Annotated in this window: 18 protein-coding genes; 10 read left to right on the top strand and 8 right to left on the bottom strand. The window is 57.9% G+C overall.

The window, feature by feature from the left end:
• Positions 1–31: 31 nt before the first annotated feature.
• From SIAM614_RS31200 to SIAM614_RS13265, 6 genes are all read right to left on the bottom strand, one after another.
• Positions 32–835, bottom strand: coding sequence for a capsular polysaccharide synthesis protein (locus tag SIAM614_RS31200; protein ID WP_081455250.1), 804 nt, complete (start codon positions 833–835; stop codon positions 32–34).
• Positions 836–901: 66 nt separating this feature from the next.
• Positions 902–1864: a hypothetical protein gene (locus SIAM614_RS13285; RefSeq protein WP_006935247.1), complete on the bottom strand. Its 963-nt coding sequence runs from the start codon at positions 1862–1864 to the stop codon at positions 902–904.
• Between the two features lie 10 nt (positions 1865–1874).
• Positions 1875–2996, bottom strand: a complete 1122-nt coding sequence (locus SIAM614_RS30560) for a glycosyltransferase family 2 protein (protein ID WP_006935241.1) — start codon at positions 2994–2996, stop codon at positions 1875–1877.
• Between the two features lie 16 nt (positions 2997–3012).
• Positions 3013–3750 (bottom strand): sulfotransferase family 2 domain-containing protein, encoded by a 738-nt coding sequence (locus SIAM614_RS13275; protein ID WP_006935239.1) that lies wholly within the window; start codon positions 3748–3750, stop codon positions 3013–3015.
• Positions 3751–3843: 93 nt separating this feature from the next.
• Entirely contained in the window at positions 3844–4752 is a 909-nt protein-coding gene (gene yegS, locus SIAM614_RS13270) for a lipid kinase YegS (protein ID WP_040440241.1), read from the bottom strand.
• Positions 4753–5016: 264 nt separating this feature from the next.
• Positions 5017–5940 (bottom strand): LysR substrate-binding domain-containing protein, encoded by a 924-nt coding sequence (locus SIAM614_RS13265; protein WP_006935237.1) that lies wholly within the window; start codon positions 5938–5940, stop codon positions 5017–5019.
• Positions 5941–6097: 157 nt separating this feature from the next.
• On the opposite strand from SIAM614_RS13265, the gene SIAM614_RS13260 reads away from it, so the two are divergent.
• Together SIAM614_RS13260 and SIAM614_RS13255 are read left to right on the top strand one after the other, a co-directional pair.
• Positions 6098–7315, top strand: coding sequence for an acyl-CoA dehydrogenase (locus SIAM614_RS13260; RefSeq protein WP_040440240.1), 1218 nt, complete (start codon positions 6098–6100; stop codon positions 7313–7315).
• 121 nt (positions 7316–7436) lie between these two features.
• Complete coding sequence (locus SIAM614_RS13255) at positions 7437–8618, top strand: NAD(P)/FAD-dependent oxidoreductase (RefSeq protein ID WP_006935235.1); 1182 nt, start codon at positions 7437–7439, stop codon at positions 8616–8618.
• Between the two features lie 11 nt (positions 8619–8629).
• On the opposite strand, the gene SIAM614_RS13250 is transcribed toward SIAM614_RS13255, so the two are convergent.
• Entirely contained in the window at positions 8630–9724 is a 1095-nt protein-coding gene (locus SIAM614_RS13250) for an N-formylglutamate amidohydrolase (RefSeq protein WP_006935234.1), read from the bottom strand.
• Positions 9725–10114: 390 nt separating this feature from the next.
• On the opposite strand from SIAM614_RS13250, the gene SIAM614_RS13245 reads away from it, so the two are divergent.
• Complete coding sequence (locus SIAM614_RS13245) at positions 10115–11293, top strand: pyridoxal-phosphate-dependent aminotransferase family protein (protein WP_006935232.1); 1179 nt, start codon at positions 10115–10117, stop codon at positions 11291–11293.
• Between the two features lie 220 nt (positions 11294–11513).
• Positions 11514–12458 (top strand): IS110 family RNA-guided transposase, encoded by a 945-nt coding sequence (locus tag SIAM614_RS13240; protein WP_006935220.1) that lies wholly within the window; start codon positions 11514–11516, stop codon positions 12456–12458.
• 100 nt (positions 12459–12558) lie between these two features.
• On the opposite strand, the gene pap is transcribed toward SIAM614_RS13240, so the two are convergent.
• Positions 12559–14025: a polyphosphate:AMP phosphotransferase gene (gene pap / locus SIAM614_RS13235; protein ID WP_040440182.1), complete on the bottom strand. Its 1467-nt coding sequence runs from the start codon at positions 14023–14025 to the stop codon at positions 12559–12561.
• A 220-nt stretch (positions 14026–14245) separates the two neighbouring features.
• On the opposite strand from pap, the gene SIAM614_RS13230 reads away from it, so the two are divergent.
• The 6 genes from SIAM614_RS13230 to SIAM614_RS13200 form a co-directional block, all read left to right on the top strand.
• Positions 14246–16321, top strand: a complete 2076-nt coding sequence (locus SIAM614_RS13230; RefSeq protein WP_006935213.1) for a bifunctional DedA family/phosphatase PAP2 family protein — start codon at positions 14246–14248, stop codon at positions 16319–16321.
• 510 nt (positions 16322–16831) lie between these two features.
• Positions 16832–17260 (top strand): YeeE/YedE family protein, encoded by a 429-nt coding sequence (locus tag SIAM614_RS13220; RefSeq protein ID WP_198137321.1) that lies wholly within the window; start codon positions 16832–16834, stop codon positions 17258–17260.
• A gap of 4 nt (positions 17261–17264) precedes the next feature.
• A complete protein-coding gene (locus SIAM614_RS13215; protein ID WP_006935209.1) occupies positions 17265–17699 on the top strand; it encodes a DUF6691 family protein in 435 nt (144 codons plus the stop codon).
• Positions 17700–17734: 35 nt separating this feature from the next.
• Positions 17735–18628, top strand: a complete 894-nt coding sequence (locus SIAM614_RS13210; RefSeq protein ID WP_006935208.1) for an MBL fold metallo-hydrolase — start codon at positions 17735–17737, stop codon at positions 18626–18628.
• A 139-nt stretch (positions 18629–18767) separates the two neighbouring features.
• Positions 18768–20438 (top strand): bifunctional protein tyrosine phosphatase family protein/NAD(P)/FAD-dependent oxidoreductase, encoded by a 1671-nt coding sequence (locus SIAM614_RS13205; RefSeq protein WP_006935207.1) that lies wholly within the window; start codon positions 18768–18770, stop codon positions 20436–20438.
• Positions 20439–20531: 93 nt separating this feature from the next.
• Positions 20532–21165, top strand: a 634-nt coding sequence (locus SIAM614_RS13200; RefSeq protein WP_040440177.1) for a SulP family inorganic anion transporter, incomplete at its 3' end; no start/stop codon positions are given.

Here is a 21165-nt window from a genome sequence, read left to right as displayed (position 1 = left end):
ATTCTCTTCAAAACTCCCGCTGAATAGAATATTATACATCCAGTTCTAGCAATCGACAGTCTTCACCCCAAATTTCTTGAATAAAGCTTTTAATGTCTTTTACTGTAAAGCCGCGTTTATAGCAGAGCTTATGAAGCGGTTCGCTACGAATAATCCCTTTGTCCGGATTCGAGAGTTCCATTTTCAGTAAAGTTCTCTGAAATCTATGAAAAGGAACTGCGCTAAATTTGGGTGAGGACTTCCAAGCTCTGCGAAACCGCGTGGAAGTCAGTAAAGAATACTCAAACATATAATGGTGCCAAAAATAGGCACGAGGTAACTTCTTTCGCCTGCGCCAAAAGGCTAGTGAATTTGCCAGCCAAATTTTCGGAATGATCGCGTTCGTCTTTGAGGCTAAAAACCAATTAGAAATTTCACGATCGATACCAGGCCTCTGTAACGCAAAAAAAGAAGTTTGCGCAAAGATCATTGGCAACCAATCGTCTAGAGGTTTAGTGCAAAGACAAGTGGCATCGACCCACACTCCGCCATTTTTCGACAGTAATGTTGTTCTTAGAAGGTCCGCGTAATGTGCAATGGCCATGTCTTTCGGAAAGGTCGATCTAGGCAATATATTTTCTGCAGCAGCGTCATCCAGAATTACTAAATCCCAATTTGGATTAAATAATTGCCAACTTTTTACACAAAACCGGCAATTCTCAGGAGCATTTTCGATGCCTGTATTCCAGTACACAAAGATTTTTTTAGGTAAAATTCCATAGTCAATAGGAAGTACGTCACTCTGTAGAAAATATCCCAAACGTGTTTTTTTAATTTTCCCATAAATCTTTTGCATCTTACCCTCTGCAGCACGCTTTCAATTGTACTTCCATTGAAATAGCTGAAGCTAATTCACTCTCAATCAATAATTCTTAGATATTTTATCCCTAAAAACCATAACATTAAACATCTTTCTTACAGCTTCTAATTCCAACAAGTATAATTCTGAAAGCCTATCAATATCGGCTAGTGAAAAGACGTCTTTTTTACCAATCTTCCTACCCTCAATTGATTTTAATATTTTATCTACATCTTCTTTACCAAGGCTCAAGCCTGTTTTACGTCTTTCCTGAATTAGCTCCAAAGCCTCAAAAGTGGCGGAGGCATTTATAACATCTGTAGTTAAATCTTGAGCGACCTTCGAAAGAGAATCCCCGGTTAAGCGGGAAAACTGCCTTTCAATTGTGATATCTCCATAAGGCCAGATTTCGATAACAGTGTTTGGAAATACAGTCCTCACAACTTCTACAAGCTTTTGCCAACCAAGTATTTCGCCGTGGGCCCAATTGGAAAGATTCGCAAGACCTATTCCTCGATTAAAATAGGCCTCGCGCATAATATCATAGGAGATTAAGAAATCCGGGTACGGTCTAATAGATAGAAAAATCTTCTCAATATTTAACCCAATTAACGATCGAACTGCCCTTAAGTTTCGCTCTGCTTCTGGATATAGGGTTCCGGGCAACTCTGCGTAAAAAGCTTGCCCTAGAAAGTTTTCCTCCGACATCACAAGTGTCTTGGATTTGGGATTGAGGAACTCAACATAATTGTCAAATATTTTTTCCAGATTTTTTCTTTCAAATATTTTAAAGAAAAGATATTTTTTTTCAAAACGAGCGTGTTGCTTGAGATATTTCTTTATAAAATTACGATGATCTGGCTGCTCTCTCTGGCCTGCAATTTGTGGCACGACAAAATCGTAAATTTGACTTCCTGCTTTTGTCTGAACTTCAAGCAAGTATTTTTGGAGCCTGGATGTTCCAGTTCGATGTGCACCTAAATGGATGAAGATGCTACTATAATAGTCAGAAAGACTCTTTCTCATCGCGCTCTACTTAAATGTTCTTACTTGAAAATATTTGAAAGTCGTGGCTTTCACGCACTAGTCCACAGTCTTGCAAAGAGTGAACTCCTTGAAACAACCGACTTGTGTCCCCCAAAAGCCCTACTTCCATAACAGCAGATGATTGAGCGTCATATTCACGATAGTGCCCTGCATTATCGGTGTGCTGTCTGCGTCTCAAGGCTTCAGCCACCTTACGTTGGAAATCATCTAGATACTTGAAATGCAATAAGGCTCCCCATACAGGGGCAACAGGAATTTGTTGCGCAATACCGTGAACTCCACCGGAAAAAGTATAGCCACGCTGCCATTTAATAAGCGGTATTTTGCTCTGTATGGCTGCTGGGCTGGGCAGAGCATTTTTAACAAGCTTCAAAATTAGCTGGTCTAGTTTGCGACCTAAAGCGCTATTTGGCTCTTTCGAGCGGAGCGAAAATACAGTGGTGAGCAACAGTCTGTCGAACGCAGTTTTCGTACGTTTAGAGTTCTGATGGAAAAGGCGTTCCCTTGTCCCACCAAAAACATGCCTCGCAGGGGTCTTATAACGCTTACCATGGCTGCCCTTCAGCGGATTGTAGCGGTAACCTGACGCATCAAACCAAGGGCAAACTTCTAAAAAACTTTGTCCTGGTCGATAGGTTAAGTCCCTCAGTGGCCCTGCCGGATACATGTCCACCATCGGACAGAACATCGCAGCGTAATTACCCGCGTTAAGGTATTGTACGATGTTATCAATCTTTTTTTCAGGCCACCCAGGATAAACGAATAGCTCATCGACGTCGGGAAAAATCACCCAACGATCAGTGAGATACCTATCGCAAAGGAGTTGCCGCCAGATTGATTTGTAGTCCCTGTATTCCTTCTCTGTACGGATTAACTGAACATCGGGCTGACTCGCTAAGAACTCAGGACTCCCGTCGCTAGAATTGTTATCAACAACTAGGAAGTGACTAATTCCTAATGCGCGGTAATATTCAAGGAAATAAGGAAACCGTAACAGTTCATTGTAGGCTAAAATGACCGCGACTACACCATCTGCAGGAATATTCAGCCCTAAGGGCATCTCCGAACCAAATGCCTCTATTAACTGATCATCAACAGGTTGTGCGTTCACGAGTTATACCTTTCCCTTATGAAAACGCTGAGACGTTCTTGGTTGCTGCAGTGTCAAAGTCGAATCCAAATCTCTTGATGTCAGCGGCATACCAATCGGCAACAATGTTGATTGTATGATTTGAGTAAATTTGGCGATAGTCTTTACTGATTGCCTTACTTACATTTCTAGCCTGCAATTCTGTTTTCAGACCGAGATAGATTTTCAAGTCTTCTTCCAAATGTTCCTGACGCATTACGTCCAACGTTATTTCATTGTTCTCATCTATGAGATAGTCTTCCTGCTGATACCAGCCCCTTATTGCTCTATGCCAAAAGTAGTCCACGCCTGCCCATAAATGGCGCTCATCGAGAAACGCTTCGAAGGCTTTTGGGGAATATTCGATTAGATCACCAGCTGTTTGCCGCGTCTGAAGCGCAAATTTGAACCTGGATACGGTTCGAGACCAAGGATTTCGGACAATAGCAAAAGCTTTAGTCGCTTTGCGAACAGACAGATCTACATCGCGATACCTAGCGTGTTCGTACCCAGGCAGGGCACCCAACTCGGCCATTTTCCGCTTCACGGCGTCTGCATAAGCCTTGCTTTTCAGGCGGCGCCGGTTGGCGAGCACAAGCTTGCCCTCAAGCGCCTTGGCATGGCGAACCGACATGCCGCCGTTCTTGGGGATGTGAATAAACAGAAATTTCTTCGGCGCCAGCCCCAGCCTGGCGGGTGCGAACTTGAGGAAATTCTTGAGCTGGTATTCGTCCATGCTGTCCGTCTCTTGAAAGCAGTGCCGTACGCCTTCCCGCACCTGGCCCTGCTGACGGCGAGACGTCGTTTCGTCCTGCCGGTGCAGTGACCGTCAGCGCCTGAGGTCGATCTGGTGGTGCCTTATCCCAATCTGCCAGGACTGTCCATTCATCGGCTCGCCGTCCAGATTGAACTGCACCGGCTGCTGGGTTTCGATCTTCATGTTGCGCACCTTGCGCTGGATCGGGCCGCCGTTGATGTCTTCCACGCCGCTGTCCAGCAAGGCCGACAACAGGTCGATGACCTTGCCCGATTGCGGAAAGGGGACGATGGTCAGATCCAGATAGCCGTCGTCTAGGATGGCATCCGGGCACAGACGAATGCCGCCCCCGGCGCGGCGGCCGTTGCCGATGGCCAGGGCCAGGAACGAGCCCTCCCATGAAAAATCTTCCGCCTCGATGCGCGCTTCGCAGGCGGAGAGTTCCGAAAACCGCTGCAGGCCGGTAAAGAGATAGGCGGCGCCGCCCAGAACCCGTTTCAGGTTCGGGTCGGTCTGCGACGTCACCTGCGTCCCGAACCCTCCGGTGGCCATGTTGACGAAAACACAGCCGTTGACTTCGCCGATATCCGTCGGCTTGGCGGAGGCGCGCGCGGCGAACCGCAGGCAGGACGTGACGTCCGCCGGGTCAAGGCCGATGTGGTGAGCAAAGTCGTTTGCCGTGCCAAGGGGCAGAACGGCAAAGGAAAACGGCGGCTTTTCTCCGTCCTTCAAGTCGTGCAGGGCCGCGTCCAGAACCTCGTTCAAGGTGCCGTCGCCACCACCGCTGACAAGCGTATCGATCCTGTCGTTCTCGTGATCGCGCAGGGCATCGTGAACCAGTCTTTCCACGTCGCCGGCCTCATAGGTCACACGGACGGAGACCTTGTGGCCCATGGCCCGCACGGCTTCCACAGCGTCACGGACATCGTCCCTGTCGGCAGACTTGCCGTTGAGGATCAGGCGCAGATGGTGCTTTTCCAATGAAATCTCCTTGTCCTCGCCTTTGCGGGCCACCAGCGCGGCCGACACCCCATTCAGCCGCTAAAGCTGATCATGACCCTGGACTGGTTCTTGACAGTTAGAATGTGTGGCAGACCTGCCGGGGTTGTGTGCCTCTGAAAAACGCCAACTGGGTCTAAACGTTCCACCGAAAGATGGCTCATGCGCAAACGGGTTTCAATTTCTCCCGATAGCAGAACAAACACATCCGCCGAAAAAGCCCTCGACACTGCCCGGGCGCTTTCTTCAGCCCGGCAGCATCGTTTCGCGGCGTGTGCGCGCGCTGCGGGCTTCCTCCATCAGCCATTTGCGGAAGGCCGACACAACCGGTCGCATGGTCCGGCCTTCCGGATAAACGAAATAATAGGCCGTCTGCTGCGACAGGGAGAGGTCGAAAAGCCGGACAAGACGCCCGGAGGCCAGTTCCGCCTCGACGAAGAAACGCGGGATCAACGCGGCCCCTGCGTGGTGGATCGCAGCTTCCGAGATCATGACGAATTGCTCAAACCGCGCGCCCTGAAAAGCCGCGTCCGTTTCAACGCCGGCAAGGTCAAACCATTGCCGCCAGGCGAGTGGACGGGTTGCCAGTTGCAGGCGCGGCACGCGCGCCAGGTCGGCAGGTGTGCGGATCTCGTGCCGGTCGCGGAAGACGCGTGAGGCAACCGGGACAACTTCCTCATCGAACAGATGCTCGGCAATCGCCCCCGCCCAGACCGGATCGCCATGATGGATGGCGCCGTCAAAAGGTTCCTCGTCGAAATCGAACGGCTGCAGACGAACGCTCAGGTTCAGGCCCGCGTCCGGATACCGCCTTCCGAAATCGGCGATCCGCGGCGCCAGCCAGCGGGTGCCGAAGGTGGGCAGAACCGCAAGGTTCAGAACGTCCGCGCTGCCGGCATAGGACATCACCTGCCGCGTGGCCGCCGTCATCTGTTCCAGCGCGCCCCGGATGTCGTGCAGATAGATCCGGCCCGCGTCGGTCAGGACGATGCGCTGGCGCACCCTCCTGAACAGCTCGACGCCCAGCCTGTCTTCCAGTTGCCGCACCTGTTTTGAAACCGCGCCCTGTGTCAGATGCAATTCCTCCGCGGCGCGGGTGAAGCTCAAATGCCGGGCCGCGCATTCGAACGCGATCAGCGTGTCCGCCGGCGGGACGAAGGCGCGGCGCATGACTTATTCCCTTACTTCATTCCATTTCGTCATGAATGATGGACGAGGTTTCGCTTTTACGCAAACGGATTTGAGGCAAGACTAGAGAAAACAGAATGACCTTGGCCGTCAAACGGCTTTCCATCATTGGCCGGACCACGGCCTGGGAGACATGATCATGAACGCACCCGCAAACGTTAAGTCCGCACCGGCCGGCGGCGGCTCCTTCGACTGGCAGGATCCGTTTCACCTGCGTGAACAGCTGAACGAAGACGAACAGCTCATCCAGGACACCGCCCGCGCCTATGCCCAGGACAAGCTCCTGCCGCGCGTCATCGAAGCCTACCGGGAAGAAAAGACCGACCGCAGCATCTTCAACGAAATGGGCGAACTCGGCCTGCTCGGCGTTACCCTGCCGGAAGACTACGGCTGCGCCGGTGCGTCCTATGTTGCCTACGGTGTGGTTGCCCGCGAGATCGAGCGTGTCGACAGCGGCTACCGCTCCATGATGAGCGTTCAGTCATCGCTGGTCATGTATCCGATCTACGCCTATGGCTCGGAAGAACAGCGCAAGAAATATCTGCCGAAACTGGCAACCGGCGAGTTTGTCGGCTGTTTCGGCCTGACCGAGCCGGACGCCGGTTCCGATCCGGCCGGCATGCGCACCCGCGCGGAAAAGATCGACGGCGGCTACAAGCTGACCGGCTCGAAAATGTGGATCTCGAATTCTCCGATCGCCGACGTCTTCGTCGTCTGGGCGAAGTCTGAAGCCCATGACGGCGCCATTCGCGGCTTCGTGCTGGAGAAGGGCATGAAAGGCCTCACCGCACCGAAGGTCGGCGGCAAGCTTTCCCTGCGCGCGTCCATCACCGGCGAAATCGTCATGGACGGCGTCGAAGTGGGAGAAGATGCCCTCCTGCCGAATGTCTCCGGCCTGAAAGGCCCGTTCGGCTGCCTCAACCGTGCCCGCTACGGCATTGCCTGGGGCGCGATGGGCGCTGCTGAAGACTGCTGGACCCGCGCCCGTCAGTACGGCCTCGACCGCGAACAGTTCGGCCGCCCGCTGGCACAGACCCAGCTCTTCCAGAAGAAGCTGGCGGACATGCAGACCGAAATCACGCTTGGCCTTCAGGCAGCGCTGCGTGTCGGTCAGTTGTTCGATGCCGGCAAGGTGGCGCCGGAAATGATCTCGCTGATCAAGCGCAACAACTGCGGCAAGGCCCTGGATATCGCCCGCCAGTCGCGCGACATGCACGGCGGCAACGGCATCCAGGAAGAATACCACATCATGCGCCACGCCCAGAACCTGGAAACGGTCAACACCTATGAAGGCACGCATGACATTCATGCGCTGATCCTCGGCCGTGCGCAGACCGGCCTGCAGGCGTTCTTTTAAGACCCTGACAGCATGACATTTGATGCGGGCGGCCCGGCCGCCCGTCTCTCGTTCGGTTCTCTTGAAAAGGGTTTGCGTCAGCAGGCCCATTGTTTTGCCTGACAGCGCTCGAGGAGGCTCCATGGCGGACCAGACTGCGGATGTCGTCATCGTGGGCGGAGCCGTCATGGGCTCCTCCGTCGCCTGCCACCTTGCCATGCGCGAGGATTTTACCGGACGCATTGTCGTTATCGAGGCGGACCCCGCCTATGAGACCTGCGCCTCCGCACGCTCGGCCGCGTCTATCCGGCAGCAATTTTCCAGCGCCATCAACATCGAGATCTCGCTTTACGGCATCCGCTTCCTGCGTGAGATCGGCGCCGCGCTCAATGTGAACGGCGACAGGCCCGCGATCGATCTTCACGAAGGCGGCTACCTGTTTCTGGCAACGCCCGACAAGCTCGGTATCCTTGAAGAAAATCATCGCCTGCAGCAGGAGCTGGGCGCGGACATCGCCTTTCTTGACCCGGATGGTCTGAAGGCGAAATTTCCCTGGCTGGAGGTTTCCGACCTGGCCGCCGGCTGTCATGGCCTGACCGGTGAAGGCTGGTTCGACGGTTATGGCCTGATGCAGGCTTTCCGTAAGAAAGCCCGATCGCTGGGGGTCGATTATCTCGCTGCCAAGGCCACAGTCGAAAAAGACGGTGCTGGCGGCTGGACGGTGACACTTTCGTCCGGCGAGACGCTGTCGACGCCCGTTATCGTCAACTGCGCGGGCGCGTCCGGCGGGGCCGAGCTTTGCCGTCAGTCAGGGCTGGATGTGCCGATCGTTTCGAAAAAGCGCTGCGTCTTTACCTTTGAATGCAAGGACAGGCTGGAGCGTTTTCCGCTGCTGATCGACCCGAACGGCACCTATGCACGCCCGGAAGGCACCGGCTATATCTGCGGGTCGGCGCCGCCAGAAGACCGCGATCCGGACTGCCACGATTTCGACGTCGATTACGAGCTTTTCGAAGAGCATATCTGGCCGACACTGGCCACGCGCGTTCCCGCGTTCGAGGCCATCCGTCCGGGGGCTGCCTGGGCGGGGTGCTATGACATGAACCTCTTCGACCATAACGCCTTCGTCGGCGCAGTGCCGGGGCTGGACGGTTTCTATCTGGCGCTCGGGTTTTCAGGTCATGGACTGCAGCAGTCGCCAGCAGTCGGGCGCGGACTTGCGGAACTGATCGCGACCGGCAGCTATCAGACGCTGGATCTTTCGCCGCTGGCATTCGACCGTCTCGCCGCCGGAACGCCGATCATAGAAAAGAATGTGGTCTGACAGTCTGAGGCCTATTCGGCAACCAGCAAAGGCGTGACGGGGCCATCCTCGACCTTGCTCGTCTGGGCGCTGGACACCCTGGGCAGGCTTTTCGGATCAACGGGAATGGCTTCGGCCTTTTCGGGCGCGCCATCAACAGTGTCTTGCGCAAGGTCTCCCGGAGTTTCTGATGCGCTTTCGGCAGCCGGCTCAGCCTTGTCCGGTTCATCCGAAGCAATGGCGCCGTCCGGCTCTTCAGCTGCCGCCTCGTCCTGAGCAGGCGCATCCACCGGCAAGGGTTGGTTCTGGTTCTGGCTTTGGGAACCGGTTGACGCGTCGCTGATGGACGTCCAGTCCACCAGCCGGGTCAACGCGTCCTGCAGAACCACCTTCAGGCGTGCCATCCGCGCCTTGTCCGGTTCGAACGGCGGCGATTCATGGCGCAGGTAAGACCGCTGTGCCAGCAGCAGGGTCATGGCGTGCAGGCCGCGTTCGGGCCGGCCAAAGGTCTGGGTGATGAAGCCACCCTTGATCTGTTCATCAACGCTGACCGTGAAGCCTTCCAACCCCTTGAACGAGCCGACCAGCACATTTCGCAGGTCCGGATCACAGGATGTTCCACCCGCTGTTCCAATGCTGACTATCGGCAGGCCGTTGTCGGTCACGCCCTTGATATGCGACCGCATGGACTGGCAATCCAGCACGATCACCTTGCCATGACTGCGCAGGAGACGGTCGATCTGGTGCCGCAGGGCCTTGTGAAACGGCGTGTAGAAAAGCAGTGAACGCTGTTCGATCTCGGTCGGACCGGGTTCCTCCCCCTCCTGATAGATGCGCTTGCCGTCCAGCGTGGTCGCGGGACAAAGGGCCCGCGCGGGATCGTTCGCGGCGCTGACAGGGGTTTTCGGGTCGCGGTCCAGGTCAATGACATAACGGGAGATGGAGGAGCGAAGCACCGTTGCGTTCAGCTCGCCGTGAAAGTCGAACACACGTTCCAGACGCCATGCGAGATCTGCCTGAAGCCTGCCCGTGGCGTTCAGTCTTTTTTCGACAGCATTCGGAATATCCGTGCCCGAATGGGGCAAGCAGACGATAAGCGGGCTTTGTCCTTCTTCAACCAGGATCATGCTTCAACAACGCCTAAACGACGAGACCGTGCGGTCTCTAACTTGTAGAATTTACTTAGCGGAAACAAGACATTTTCTTTTCAGCCAAAAGACACCTGATCCCAGGAGCGGTGGGGCTCCATCAAGTAGATCATCGTTAATGGCTGTTTGCCAACTCTTATCGCCCGCACCGCTTCCGGGCGAAAGCCGTTTCCGATGGCGAGCTCTCTTTCCCACATCATTTCGCAACCGCACGATCGAGAGTTCCTGAGGCCGCCATCTGGCAGGCGTGGAACTGGTGTCTTGACGGATGCGTGCAGCCGGGCAATTTTCACACTAGACAACCCCTCCGGCGGCCCCGGCTGCCCAATCCCCTCCGCACAGGATCTGCCTTCAAACGAGGACCCGGCCATGACGCTTCGCAATGGCAAAGAATTTCTGATGATTCCAGGACCGACCAACGTGCCGGAGGAAGTCCTGCGGGCCATGCACCGGCCTGCGGTCGATATCTACGAAGGTCCCCTTCTGGAAACCACGCGGTTCTGCCTGCACGGCCTGCAGCGGCTTTTCCGGACAGAAGGCAAGACCTACATTTATGCCGCCAACGGCCATGGCGCCTGGGATGCCGCGCTGTGCAACACGCTGAAGCGCGGTGACAGGGTTCTTGTGCTGGAATCCGGCCGTTTTGCCGTTGGTTGGGGTGAAGCGGCCAATGTGCTGGATCTCCAGATCGAGGTTCTGCCAGGTGCCTGGGACAGGGGCGTTGACCCAACCGGGCTGGAAGCGCGCCTGAAACAGGATGGGTCTCACGACATCAAGGCAATTCTGGTGGTTCAGGTCGATACCGCGTCCGGTGTCTGGAACGATATTGCTGCCCTGCGCAAGGCCATCGATGCCGCCGGGCACCCTGCACTTTTCATGGTCGATACCATCGCGTCGCTTGGCTGCATGCCGTTTGAAATGGATGCCTGGGGCGTCGATGTGGCGCTGACGGGCTCGCAGAAAGGCCTGATGTGCCCGCCCGGCCTCTCCTTTGTCGCAGCCGGACCGAAAGCCGACAAGGCACATGAGACGGCGGAGCTGCGCACAAACTACACCGACTGGACCTTTCGGCAGGGGCCGGAGCACTACCAGAAATACTGCGGCACCCCGCCAGAGCATCTGCTGTTCGCCTTTCACAAGGCGCTCGACCTGATCTTTGCGGAAGGGCTGGAGAAAACCTGGCACAGGCACGCCCTTCTGGGTGAGGCAACCCGGCGGGCCGTTGCGGTCTGGGCGGAAAAGGGCGCGGTCGATTTCAACATCACCGATGCGCATGCCCGCTCGAACTCCGTCACCGTGGTACGGTTCAACGAAGGCGATGCGGCAGCCCTCAGAACCTTCACCAAGGAAGTCTGCGGTGTCACCATCGGCGGGACCATCGGCGAATTGTCCGGCAAGGGCATCCGCATTGCCCACATGGGCCATGTCAACGCGGTCATGCTGCTGGGCACGCTGTCAGCCATCGAACTCGGCTTCCAGAAACTGGGCATTCCTCACGGTCGCGGCGGTGTGCAGGCGGCGATGGATTATCTGGCGACGGCCCTCTGAGATCGGTGGTCTTCCACTTCACCCACCCAGCCCTCATCCTTATCTGTTGAGATTTGATTAGATTGGTCTTGGGAGGGCCGGTTGCTGCCCTCCCAAGTGGGCCGGAGACCGTACCATCCTGGGTACTCGGCAAGTCCGTTCGAAGCCAGGTTCCCGGTCCACTTTCCAACTTATCCCGAATGGTTGCTCGCGCAAGAGTGCGTAGATAAGGCAGGGACAGATGGACGAGACCAAGCACTTTGTCGGAATTGACGTGTCGAAGGCAGCGCTGGATGTGCATGTTCTGCCAGTCGGCAAAAGCCAGCGGTTTCCCAATGATGGTGACGGCCATGCGGCTCTTGAGGGATGGTTGTCATCCCATCCAGTCGAGCGCGTGGTCCTTGAGGCGACGGGTGGCTATGAACGCAAGGCGGTGCAGGCGCTGCAGCAGCAGGGATACCATGTTTGTGTGGTCAATCCGGCCCGCCCCCGGGACTTTGCCAAGGCCGGTAGTCGGTTGGCCAAGACCGACCGGCTGGATGCAGCCGTTCTGGCCCACTATGCGCAGGTGTTTGATCCGCCGTCGGCTCCTCGTCCGGGCGACGTCGAGGCGAAGCTTGCGCGCTATGCCTCTGCTCGGGACAGCTTTGTTGCCGAGAAGACCCGGCTGCGCAATCAGCTCGGCCTCAATGACGATGCTGATCTGGAGCGCATGCACCGGGATATACTGGAGACGATAGAGGCCAAGCTTGCGGAATTGGACCGCATGATCCAGAGCTGCATTCGCGAAAAGGCCGAGGTGAGCCAGCGCTATGACCAGCTCAGGGCCGTTCCGGGCATCGGGCCGGTCGCCGCCGTCAGCCTCCTGGCGTTCCTGCCCGAACTGGGGCAGGTCTCGCGGCGGGCCATTGCTGCCCTGGTTGGCGTCGCGCCCTTCGCCAGAGACAGTGGCATGATGCGGGGGCAACGCAGGATCGCCGGCGGCAGGGCCAAGGTGCGCAGGATGCTGTTCATGGCAAGCCTGTCAGCGGCACGCCACAACCCCATCATCAAAACCTTCTACGAACGCCTCATCAAAGGTGGAACAGGCAAGAAACAGGCAATCATCGCCTGCTCCAGGAAACTCCTGACCATCCTCAACGCAATGGTCAGGGACAATAGGGAATGGCAGCCGATGAGCACCTAAAAACATGGTTGCTTCGAGACAGCGCTGCGCGCTTCCTCAGGATGAGGCTGCTATTTATGGAGCCACACCCAAGCACGACAGGGTTTAAGCCCATTATGGACTAAAGCTTTTCCTCCAGCCGGTCACAGATCGTCTTCAGCACCTTGATCCGGGCGTGGCGCTTGTCTTCGGAAGAAACCAGCGTCCAGGGCGCGTAGTGGGTTGAGGTGCGGTCAATCATGTCGCCGGCGGCGATGGCGTATTGATCCCATTTCAGGCGGTTGCGCCAGTCATCGTCGGTAATCTTGTGCTGCTTGTAGGCGGTCTCCTCGCGCGCCTTGAACCTTCGCAGTTGTTCCTCCTCGGAAATCGCCAGCCAGAATTTGCAGACGATGTAGCCGAAATCGGTCAATTCCTGCTCGAACTCGTTGATTTCATTGTAGGCGCGCAGCCAGTCGTCATGACCGGCGTAGCCCTCGACCCGTTCCACCAGCACGCGCTCGTACCAGGACCGGTCGAAAATGGCGAAATGGCCCTTGGCAGGCACCCGCCGCCAGAAGCGCCACAGGTAGGGGCGGGCCTTTTCCTCGTCGCTGGGGGCGGAAATCGGGTGAACCTTGTAGATGCGCGGATCGAGCGGGCGGATCACCCTGCGGATCGCGCCGCCCTTGCCGGCGGCGTCATTGCCCTGAAACACAAGCACGACGCCGGTCTTGGACAGGGACTTCATGTCCGACAGATCGGACAGCTTCTTCTGGTACTTGTCGCGCAGCTCTTCGTATTCGCCCTTGTCCAGTTTTTCCGTCAGGTCGATGGTATCAACCGCCGTTTCCCGCTTCAGTCCGCCGACAACCGGTGGCGCGGCAATCGAATGCGGCTCGCCGTTCTCCAGCTTCAGCTTCATGGCATCGGCAACAGTCTGCGCCAGGGCCGCATCGCGATATTCCGGGTCCTGCGAGGGGATGACGAACCAGGGTGCATAGCCCTTGCTGGTTTCCAGGATGATCTTTTCGCCGGCCTCGCTTGCCTTCTTGTGGTGCTTCAATGCCGCCCAGTCGGCCAGCACGTGACGCGCGACATTTTTTTTCTCGATGTGCTTCAGCCGCTCTTCCTGTTCCTTCTTCGGCAGGTAGAACCAGAATTTGAGGATCAGCACATCCTCGTTCGCCAGCATTTCCTCAAACCGGCGGATGCGGGTCAGCGCCTTGTCGAAGGCGTCTTCATCGATCTTCTTGTAGATCCAGTCCCGCAGAACGGTCTGATACCAGCTTCCGAACACGATTGCGGTTTCGCCCTTGGGCGGCAGATCACGCCAGTAGCGCCACAGCGGCGGGCGCAACCGGGCTTCATCCATCATTTCGCCGTAGGCGTTGCAGACCAGATGGCGCGCATCCATCCAGCCGTACAGCCTGGCAACCGCCTCGCCCTTGCCCGCGCCATCGAGGCCGTCGACCAGGATCATCGTCGAAAACGGCTGTTTCTCGACAACAGGCAACTGGGCCGTCAGCAGCGCCTCGCGCAACTGCGGCTCCAGTTTCTTGAAGGTTTTCTTGTCCATGTTTTGCGGCAGGCGGGCGGATTCGAACATGAAGACCTCAATAGAAAAACGCACTGGCTGCATCTTGAAACAGTGGCGCTTAAAAAACCATCTCTTGCTTCATTCTTGCGGAATGGACATGCATTTCAATTTTTCGCTATCGGATGGAAGGCAGCGCGCCTATATGAAGCGATAACAAGTTCCTTCGGGTCTTCGAAGGGGCCTAACATTTGACTGTTTTTGACTTTTCTCGATCCGTACGACCGACCCCGTGACCGAATTCCTTGATCCCGTTCTGACCTTTATCGCGGACAATCCATCCCTGGCAGGTCTGATCTGTTTTCTGGCCGCCATGGGCGAAGCGCTGTTCCTGATCGGCCTGTTCGTGCCGACGACGGTGGTGCTGGTGGGCGCCGGTACGCTGGTTGGGCTCGGCAAGCTGGATCCTGTTCCGCTGTTCATCTGGACGACCCTCGGCGCCACCGCGGGTGACGCGATCTCCTACTGGATCGGTTACACCTTCAAGGACAAGATCAAGACGATGTGGCCGCTGCACAAATACGCGGACATCGTGGAAAGCGGCGAGAATTTCTTCAAGAGGCATGGCGGCAAGAGCGTCTTTATCGGCCGTTTCGTGCCCGGCGTGAAGTCGGTGGTTCCAGGTATCGCCGGCATGGCCGGCATGAATTTCACCCGGTTTACTGTGGTCAACGTCACCTCCGCCTTTGCCTGGACGGTTGCCCATATCGCCCCCGGCATCATCGCCGGATCGGCGCTTGACGCCATCGGCCAGATCAGCGGACGGCTGGCGCTGGTGCTTGGGGCGCTGCTGGTTATCGTCTTTCTGGCGGTGATGCTCGGCCGCTGGCTGATCCTGATCGTTCTGCCGCTGTTTCCCAACACCCACGTGGCCATCATCAAACGCTTCGCAAGGCGTCAGGACCGCGTCTCGAAATGGATCGCACTTACTTTCGATCCGGCGCATCCGCGCTCGGCGGGCATGCTGGCCTCGGCGCTCATCCTGCTGGTTTCGCTGCCGGCCTTCTTCTGGATCGTCGGTGAAATCGCCCCCGGCGAACCGATGGTGCGGGCCGACCTTGCCATCCTGAACCTGTTCGACAGCCTGCGCACCCCGGTCGGCGACAGGATCATGGTGTTCGCGACCTCGCTCGGCGACGGCATCGTCGTGACCGCTGTCTCCCTTGCTGTCGCCGCCTATCTTTTCCTGAGGAAGGCCTGGCGGCGCGGCACAGGCTTCGTCATCGCCATAGCCGGCACGGCCGTCTTCGTGCCTCTGTTCAAGCTGATGCTGCACCGGTCACGGCCGATAGAGCTTTATGCGGGAGCCGACGCCTACAGCTTTCCGAGCGGCCATGCGACACTGAATGCCGTGCTCTACGGCATCTGCGCCGTGCTCATCGCGCATGATCTGAGCCGCTGGGCCAAGGCCAGCATTTTCACCATTACAGCGACACTGGTCATCACCATCGGCTTTTCGCGCGTCTACCTCGGCGCCCACTGGATGTCGGATGTGCTGGCCGGGCTGTTGTTCGGTATCGGCATGGTCTCGGCCTTCGCCTTCGTATTCGGCCCGATCCACAACGAGAAGATCGGCCGCACGACACTTGCCGTCATCGTTGTGGCAACGCTCGGGATCTTCGGTGCCTGGCACCTTTCGGGCACCTACGACAAGGCGCTGCAAATCTATCAGCCGCGTTCCAACAAGGAAGTGCTGACCTCGACAGGCTGGCTCGCGACAGGCTGGCGGGCCCTGCCTGCCAGACGCATCGAACTGAACGGCGATACGGAAGAACCGCTGGTGATCCAATACGCCGGATCCCTGGACCGTTTTGCCAAGGCGTCGGAAGCCGATGGCTGGCAGACACCACCGAAATGGTCGCTTTCGACCGCAAGCGGTTTCGTGGAAGGCAAGACACCTCCGGATTCGCTGCCCATCCTGCCGCGCAGCCAGAACGGGCGGCAACCGGCGCTCGTGCTCATCCGCAAGGACCAGTCGGCGGACGCGGATAAAAGCGGCCGCTGGGTGTTGCGGCTCTGGCCGAGTCGCTACGCCATCCTGGAAGCGGGACACCTGCATCCGCTTTACCTTGGCAGTGTGGTGCATGAGGACATTCTGCGCCCGATGGGCGAGTTTTCCGGACCGAAGACGGATATCGAGACCCCCGCTCCGACCGACAACCCCGCCCATCTGCTGCCCGGCTCGGTAACACGAACGCGGGCTGACAGCACCGAAGTCGTGCTCGGCTTCGATTTTGGACCCATGCCCTTACCCCCGTCCGACATCAATACGACTGATAAATCAGGGGCCAATCCTCGGGCTCGGTAACCGTCTTGTCGCAGTCGCTCTTTTCGCGCAAGAGAAGCAATTCCAGTTCGAGCACTTCGCCCGGCCCATCGATCAGGCGGAGCATCCTTTGGCGACCGCCATCGCCAAGTCCCCGGGCCAGTGCCGTCTTGCTTTTCCGGGGTTTCGACGTCATTTTTACCAAAAAGCTTCAGCGCAATTCTGGCTGTTTCTTCAGCCGGAAAAGCGGCCTGGCTGCCGGAGAAAACCCATAAGGCCGCCACAAGCAGCGCACCAGGATGGTGGCTGCGGACGGCAGACCGTAAGACGATTACATCAAGTCCCCCAAAGGCTTTTTGGATCATACGAATCCAACGTGCACCTGGGTCCGTCAAGCTTCTGTCCGAAACTTACTGACTGGCGTAAGGTGGTGTGGCCGCCAGTTACCCAGGGGGTTATCTTCGTCCATCTGAAGCTGTGATGATAAATTCACCCCTTGATACTTTTTTCTTATATTCATATATCTGAATATATCGTAATCAAGGGTCCATCATGACTGACTTTACACCCCTTATGAGTTTCCTGGGTGGAACGCTGATCGGCGTTGCCACGGTTGCCCTGATGGCTGTGCTCGGACGCATTGCCGGCATCAACGGCATCGCCAGCGGATTTCTGACGACCCAGTTCAATCAGGACTGGGCCTGGCGCGCGGCTTTCCTGGCCGGCATGGTTGCCAGCCCGCTGATCATGTTCGGCGTGACCGGCCAGTTGCCGGAAATCACCGTGCCGTCATCCCCGCTGCTGCTGGTTGTCGGCGGCTTTCTGACCGGTATCGGCACGACCTATGGCTCCGGCTGCACAAGCGGCCACGGTGTCTGCGGCATCTCGCGCCTGTCGGCACGGTCCATCGTGGCCACCGTCACGTTCATGGCGACCGCAGGCGTGACCGTCTACCTGACACGCCACGTCTTTGGAGGATAACGGCATGAAACTTCTTTCCGCCTTTGCCATTGGCCTCCTCTTCGGCTGCGGCATCCTGATTTCCGGCATGGGCGACCCCGCCAAGGTGCTGAACTTCTTTGATGTGGCCGGCACCTGGGACCCGAGCCTTGCCTTCGTGATGGGCGGTGCGCTTCTTGTCACGGCCATCGGCTATCGTCTGGTCTTCCGGATGAACGCGCCGTTGCTGGCGCAGGGCTTCACCCTGCCCACGACGACCGACCTCGACGCCAAACTGATTGGCGGTTCGGCGGTTTTCGGCATCGGCTGGGGCCTTAGCGGCTTTTGCCCGGGCGGCCTCGTGCCGGTTCTCGGACTTGGCATGGAGCCCGTGCTGACCGCCGGTGCTATCGTCGCGGGCATTTTGACCGCAAGATGGATGATCGCCCTCGGCAATCGCCAGCAACCCGCAAAGGCCTGACCCGGCTCTGCCGGCAAAACAAACGGGAGACTGATATGAGCAATTCAAACTATCCGGTCGACATGGGGGTCAAACCCGAAGTTACCCCCTTCTTCGACCCGGCCACCAACACCATCAGCTACGTGGTCAAGGACCCGGCCTCCAACGCCTGCGCCGTTGTCGACAGCGTGATGGATATCGACTATGCCGCCGGCCGCATCACCTATGACCATGCCGATCAGATCATCGCCTATATCCACGAGAAGGATCTCAAGCTGGAATGGCTGATCGAGACCCATGTTCACGCCGATCACCTGTCGGCCGCGCCCTACATTCAGCGGGAGCTGGGTGGCAAGCTGGGCATCGGCGACAAGATCACTGTGGTTCAGGAAACCTTCGGCAAGGTGTTCAACGAAGGCACGGAGTTCCAGCGCGACGGCAGCCAGTTCGACCGTCTGTTTCAGGACGGCGACGTCTATCAGATTGGCGAGATGACCGCCTTTGCCATGTATACGCCCGGCCACACACCGGCCTGCATGGTGCATGTGATGGGCGATGCTGCCTTTGTCGGCGACACGCTGTTCATGCCCGACGGCGGTTCGGCCCGGGCCGATTTTCCGGGCGGCGACGCGGCAACGCTTTACGACAGCATCCAGAAGGTGCTGGCGCTGCCGGACGACATGCGCCTGTTCATGTGCCACGACTATGGCCCGAACGGCCGCGACATCCAGTGGGAAACCACCGTGGGCGCTGAAAAGGAACACAACATCCACGTCGGCGGTGGCAAGACCAAGGAAGAGTTCGTCAAGTTCCGGACGGAACGCGATGCCCAGCTCGACATGCCGAAGCTGATCATCCCCTCGCTGCAGGTGAACATGCGCGCCGGCAAACTGCCGCCCGCGGACGAAAGCGGCAAGACCTTCCTCAAAGTGCCGGTCAACGGCCTCTGATCGGGGTCTCTAACAGGGCCTTCTCACAGGCTCTCTAACAGAACCGGAGCAGTCGGCCAGGGCCCCGTGTGTAATCACGGGGCGGGCGACTGCGAAACACGGTCTCGACTTCATCGCCGGGAGGAGGCGGACAGGACCCATGAAAGCAATCAATTCCCAGATATCGGTGGCTCCCCAGGTAAAACCCGAGGACATGGCCGACTTTGCACAGCAGGGCTTTCGCTCGGTGATCTGCAACCGTCCCGACGGGGAAGGCGCCGACCAGCCCTCGTTCGAGGAAATCGAGGCTGCCGCCCAAAAGCTCGGCCTTGAAGCACGCTATCTGCCCATCGTCGCAGGCAAGGTCGGCGATGAGGACGCAGAAGAGTTCGGCCGGTTGATGGAAAGCCTGCCGAAACCGATCCTGGCCTATTGCCGGACCGGCACACGCTCGGCAACGCTCTGGTCGCTGTCCCAGGCCGAAAAGCTGCCGCTGTCCGATATCCTCACCAAAACCAAGGCCGCTGGCTACGACATGGCAGGCGTGGTGCGGCGTATCGCCAATGGCGGACGCACGCCGACCGAAACAGCCGAGGATGCACGCTTCGATATCGTCATCGTGGGGGGCGGCGCGGCCGGCATTTCCGTGGCCTCCAGTCTGCTTTCCCGCAAGTCGGATCTGGAGATCGCCATCATCGATCCGGCGGACGTCCACTACTACCAGCCGGGCTGGACCATGGTCGGCGGCGGCATCTTCGATGCGGCGGACACTGCCAAGACCATGGGGTCCCTCATTCCCAAGGGCGTTCACTGGATCAAGTCGGCCGTCGCCGCCTTCGAGCCGAAGGACAATGCCGTTGTTCTGGACGGCTGCCGGGTGGTCAAATACGGGCGCCTGGTGGTCTGCCCCGGGCTGAAGCTCGACTGGCACAAGGTCGAAGGGCTTGTCGACACGCTCGGCAAGAACGGTGTCACCTCCAACTATCGCTACGACATGGCACCCTACACCTGGCACCTGGTGCAGACAATGAAGGCAGGGCGGGCGCTGTTCACCCAGCCGCCGATGCCGATCAAATGCGCCGGTGCGCCGCAGAAGGCCATGTATCTTTCGGCTGACCACTGGCTGAGGTCCGGCACACTCGACAAGATTGAAATCCAGTTCATGAATGCCGGCGGTGTGCTGTTCGGTGTGAAGGACTACGTGCCTGCGCTGATGGACTACGTGAAGCGCTATAATGCCGGGCTCAATTTCTTCCACAATCTGATCGCCGTTGACGGCCCCGCCAGGAAAGCCATCTTCGAGGTGAAGGAACCGGAAAAGGATCCGCGCCAGGTGGAAGTCGAGTTCGACATGATGCATGTCACGCCGCCGCAGACCGCACCCGACTTCATCCGCGTGTCGCCTCTGGCGGATGCTGCCGGCTGGGTCGACGTCGACCAGACCACGCTGCGTCACAAGACCTTCGACAACATCTGGTCGCTCGGCGATGTCATGAATGCGCCGAACGCCAAGACGGCCGCGGCCGCACGCAAACAGGCACCTGTGGTCGCCCAGAACATCGTCTCCGATATCGCAGGCCACAGCGCGACGGCACAATATGACGGTTACGGCTCCTGTCCGCTCACCGTGGAACGCGGCAAGATCGTCCTGGCCGAGTTCGGTTATGGCGGAACGCTGTTGCCGAGCTTCCCGCGTTGGCTGGTGGACGGGACCAAGCCAACGCGCACTGCATGGCTCCTGAAGGAGCGCATCCTGCCTCCCATCTACTGGCGCGCCATGTTGCGCGGCAAGGAATGGCTGGCCAAGCCGGAAAAAGTAACGGCAGCATAACAAACCCGGCAAACGGGCGCCAAGACATCAACCTGCAACACGAGCCGGCTTTCCGGCTCGCGTTTTTACCAGCCCCGACAAAGGCCAAGAAAAATGATCCGCCTCAAGCGCTACCTGCCCATTCTCGACTGGGGCAAAAGCTATGACAGGGAAACGGCGACGAACGACCTCGTTGCCGCCGTGATCGTGACGATCATGCTCATCCCGCAGTCTCTTGCTTATGCGCTGCTGGCCGGTCTGCCGCCGGAAGTCGGGCTTTACGCGTCCATCCTGCCGCTTGTCGCCTATGCCCTGTTCGGCACCAGCCGCGCGCTGGCGGTCGGACCTGTTGCCGTCGTCTCGCTGATGACGGCTTCCGCCGTTGGTGAGCTGGCCAGACAGGGCACCCCGGAATATCTGGGGGCGGCGATCATTCTTGCTTTCCTGTCCGGCCTGATGCTGATCGCCATGGGCCTGTTCCGTCTCGGCTTTCTGGCGAACCTCCTGAGCCATCCGGTGATTTCCGGTTTCATCACCGCCTCGGGGCTATTGATCGCCTCCAGCCAGCTCAAGCATATCCTGGGCGTCAAGGCGAACGGGCATACGCTTTACGACATCCTGGGCTCCATCCTGCAGCACCTTGGCGAGATCAACTGGATCACCTTCGCAATCGGTGTGTCTGCCACCGTCTTCCTCTTCTGGGTGCGCAAGGGCCTGAAGAAACTGCTGCTCGGCTTCGGGCTGAAGC

The sequence above is a fragment of the Roseibium aggregatum IAM 12614 genome (assembly GCF_000168975.1).
Lineage (GTDB): Bacteria > Pseudomonadota > Alphaproteobacteria > Rhizobiales > Stappiaceae > Roseibium > Roseibium aggregatum.
The sequence above is the reverse complement of the archived record's forward strand: the minus strand, read 5'-3'. Positions and strand labels throughout refer to the sequence as shown.

Bases quoted from the DNA above. Each gene is read 5' to 3' on its own strand.
- SIAM614_RS31200 (WP_081455250.1), bottom strand. From the start codon at position 835: ATGCAAAAGATTTATGGGAAAATTAAAAAAACACGTTTGGGATATTTT.
- SIAM614_RS13285 (WP_006935247.1), bottom strand. From the start codon at position 1,864: ATGAGAAAGAGTCTTTCTGACTATTATAGTAGCATCTTCATCCATTTA.
- SIAM614_RS13275 (WP_006935239.1), bottom strand. From the start codon at position 3,750: ATGGACGAATACCAGCTCAAGAATTTCCTCAAGTTCGCACCCGCCAGG.
- SIAM614_RS13265 (WP_006935237.1), bottom strand. From the start codon at position 5,940: ATGCGCCGCGCCTTCGTCCCGCCGGCGGACACGCTGATCGCGTTCGAA.
- SIAM614_RS13260 (WP_040440240.1), top strand. From the start codon at position 6,098: ATGAACGCACCCGCAAACGTTAAGTCCGCACCGGCCGGCGGCGGCTCC.
- SIAM614_RS13255 (WP_006935235.1), top strand. From the start codon at position 7,437: ATGGCGGACCAGACTGCGGATGTCGTCATCGTGGGCGGAGCCGTCATG.
- SIAM614_RS13250 (WP_006935234.1), bottom strand. From the start codon at position 9,724: ATGATCCTGGTTGAAGAAGGACAAAGCCCGCTTATCGTCTGCTTGCCC.
- SIAM614_RS13245 (WP_006935232.1), top strand. From the start codon at position 10,115: ATGACGCTTCGCAATGGCAAAGAATTTCTGATGATTCCAGGACCGACC.
- SIAM614_RS13240 (WP_006935220.1), top strand. From the start codon at position 11,514: ATGGACGAGACCAAGCACTTTGTCGGAATTGACGTGTCGAAGGCAGCG.
- pap (WP_040440182.1), bottom strand. From the start codon at position 14,025: ATGTTCGAATCCGCCCGCCTGCCGCAAAACATGGACAAGAAAACCTTC.
- SIAM614_RS13220 (WP_198137321.1), top strand. From the start codon at position 16,832: ATGACTGACTTTACACCCCTTATGAGTTTCCTGGGTGGAACGCTGATC.
- SIAM614_RS13215 (WP_006935209.1), top strand. From the start codon at position 17,265: ATGAAACTTCTTTCCGCCTTTGCCATTGGCCTCCTCTTCGGCTGCGGC.
- SIAM614_RS13210 (WP_006935208.1), top strand. From the start codon at position 17,735: ATGAGCAATTCAAACTATCCGGTCGACATGGGGGTCAAACCCGAAGTT.
- SIAM614_RS13205 (WP_006935207.1), top strand. From the start codon at position 18,768: ATGAAAGCAATCAATTCCCAGATATCGGTGGCTCCCCAGGTAAAACCC.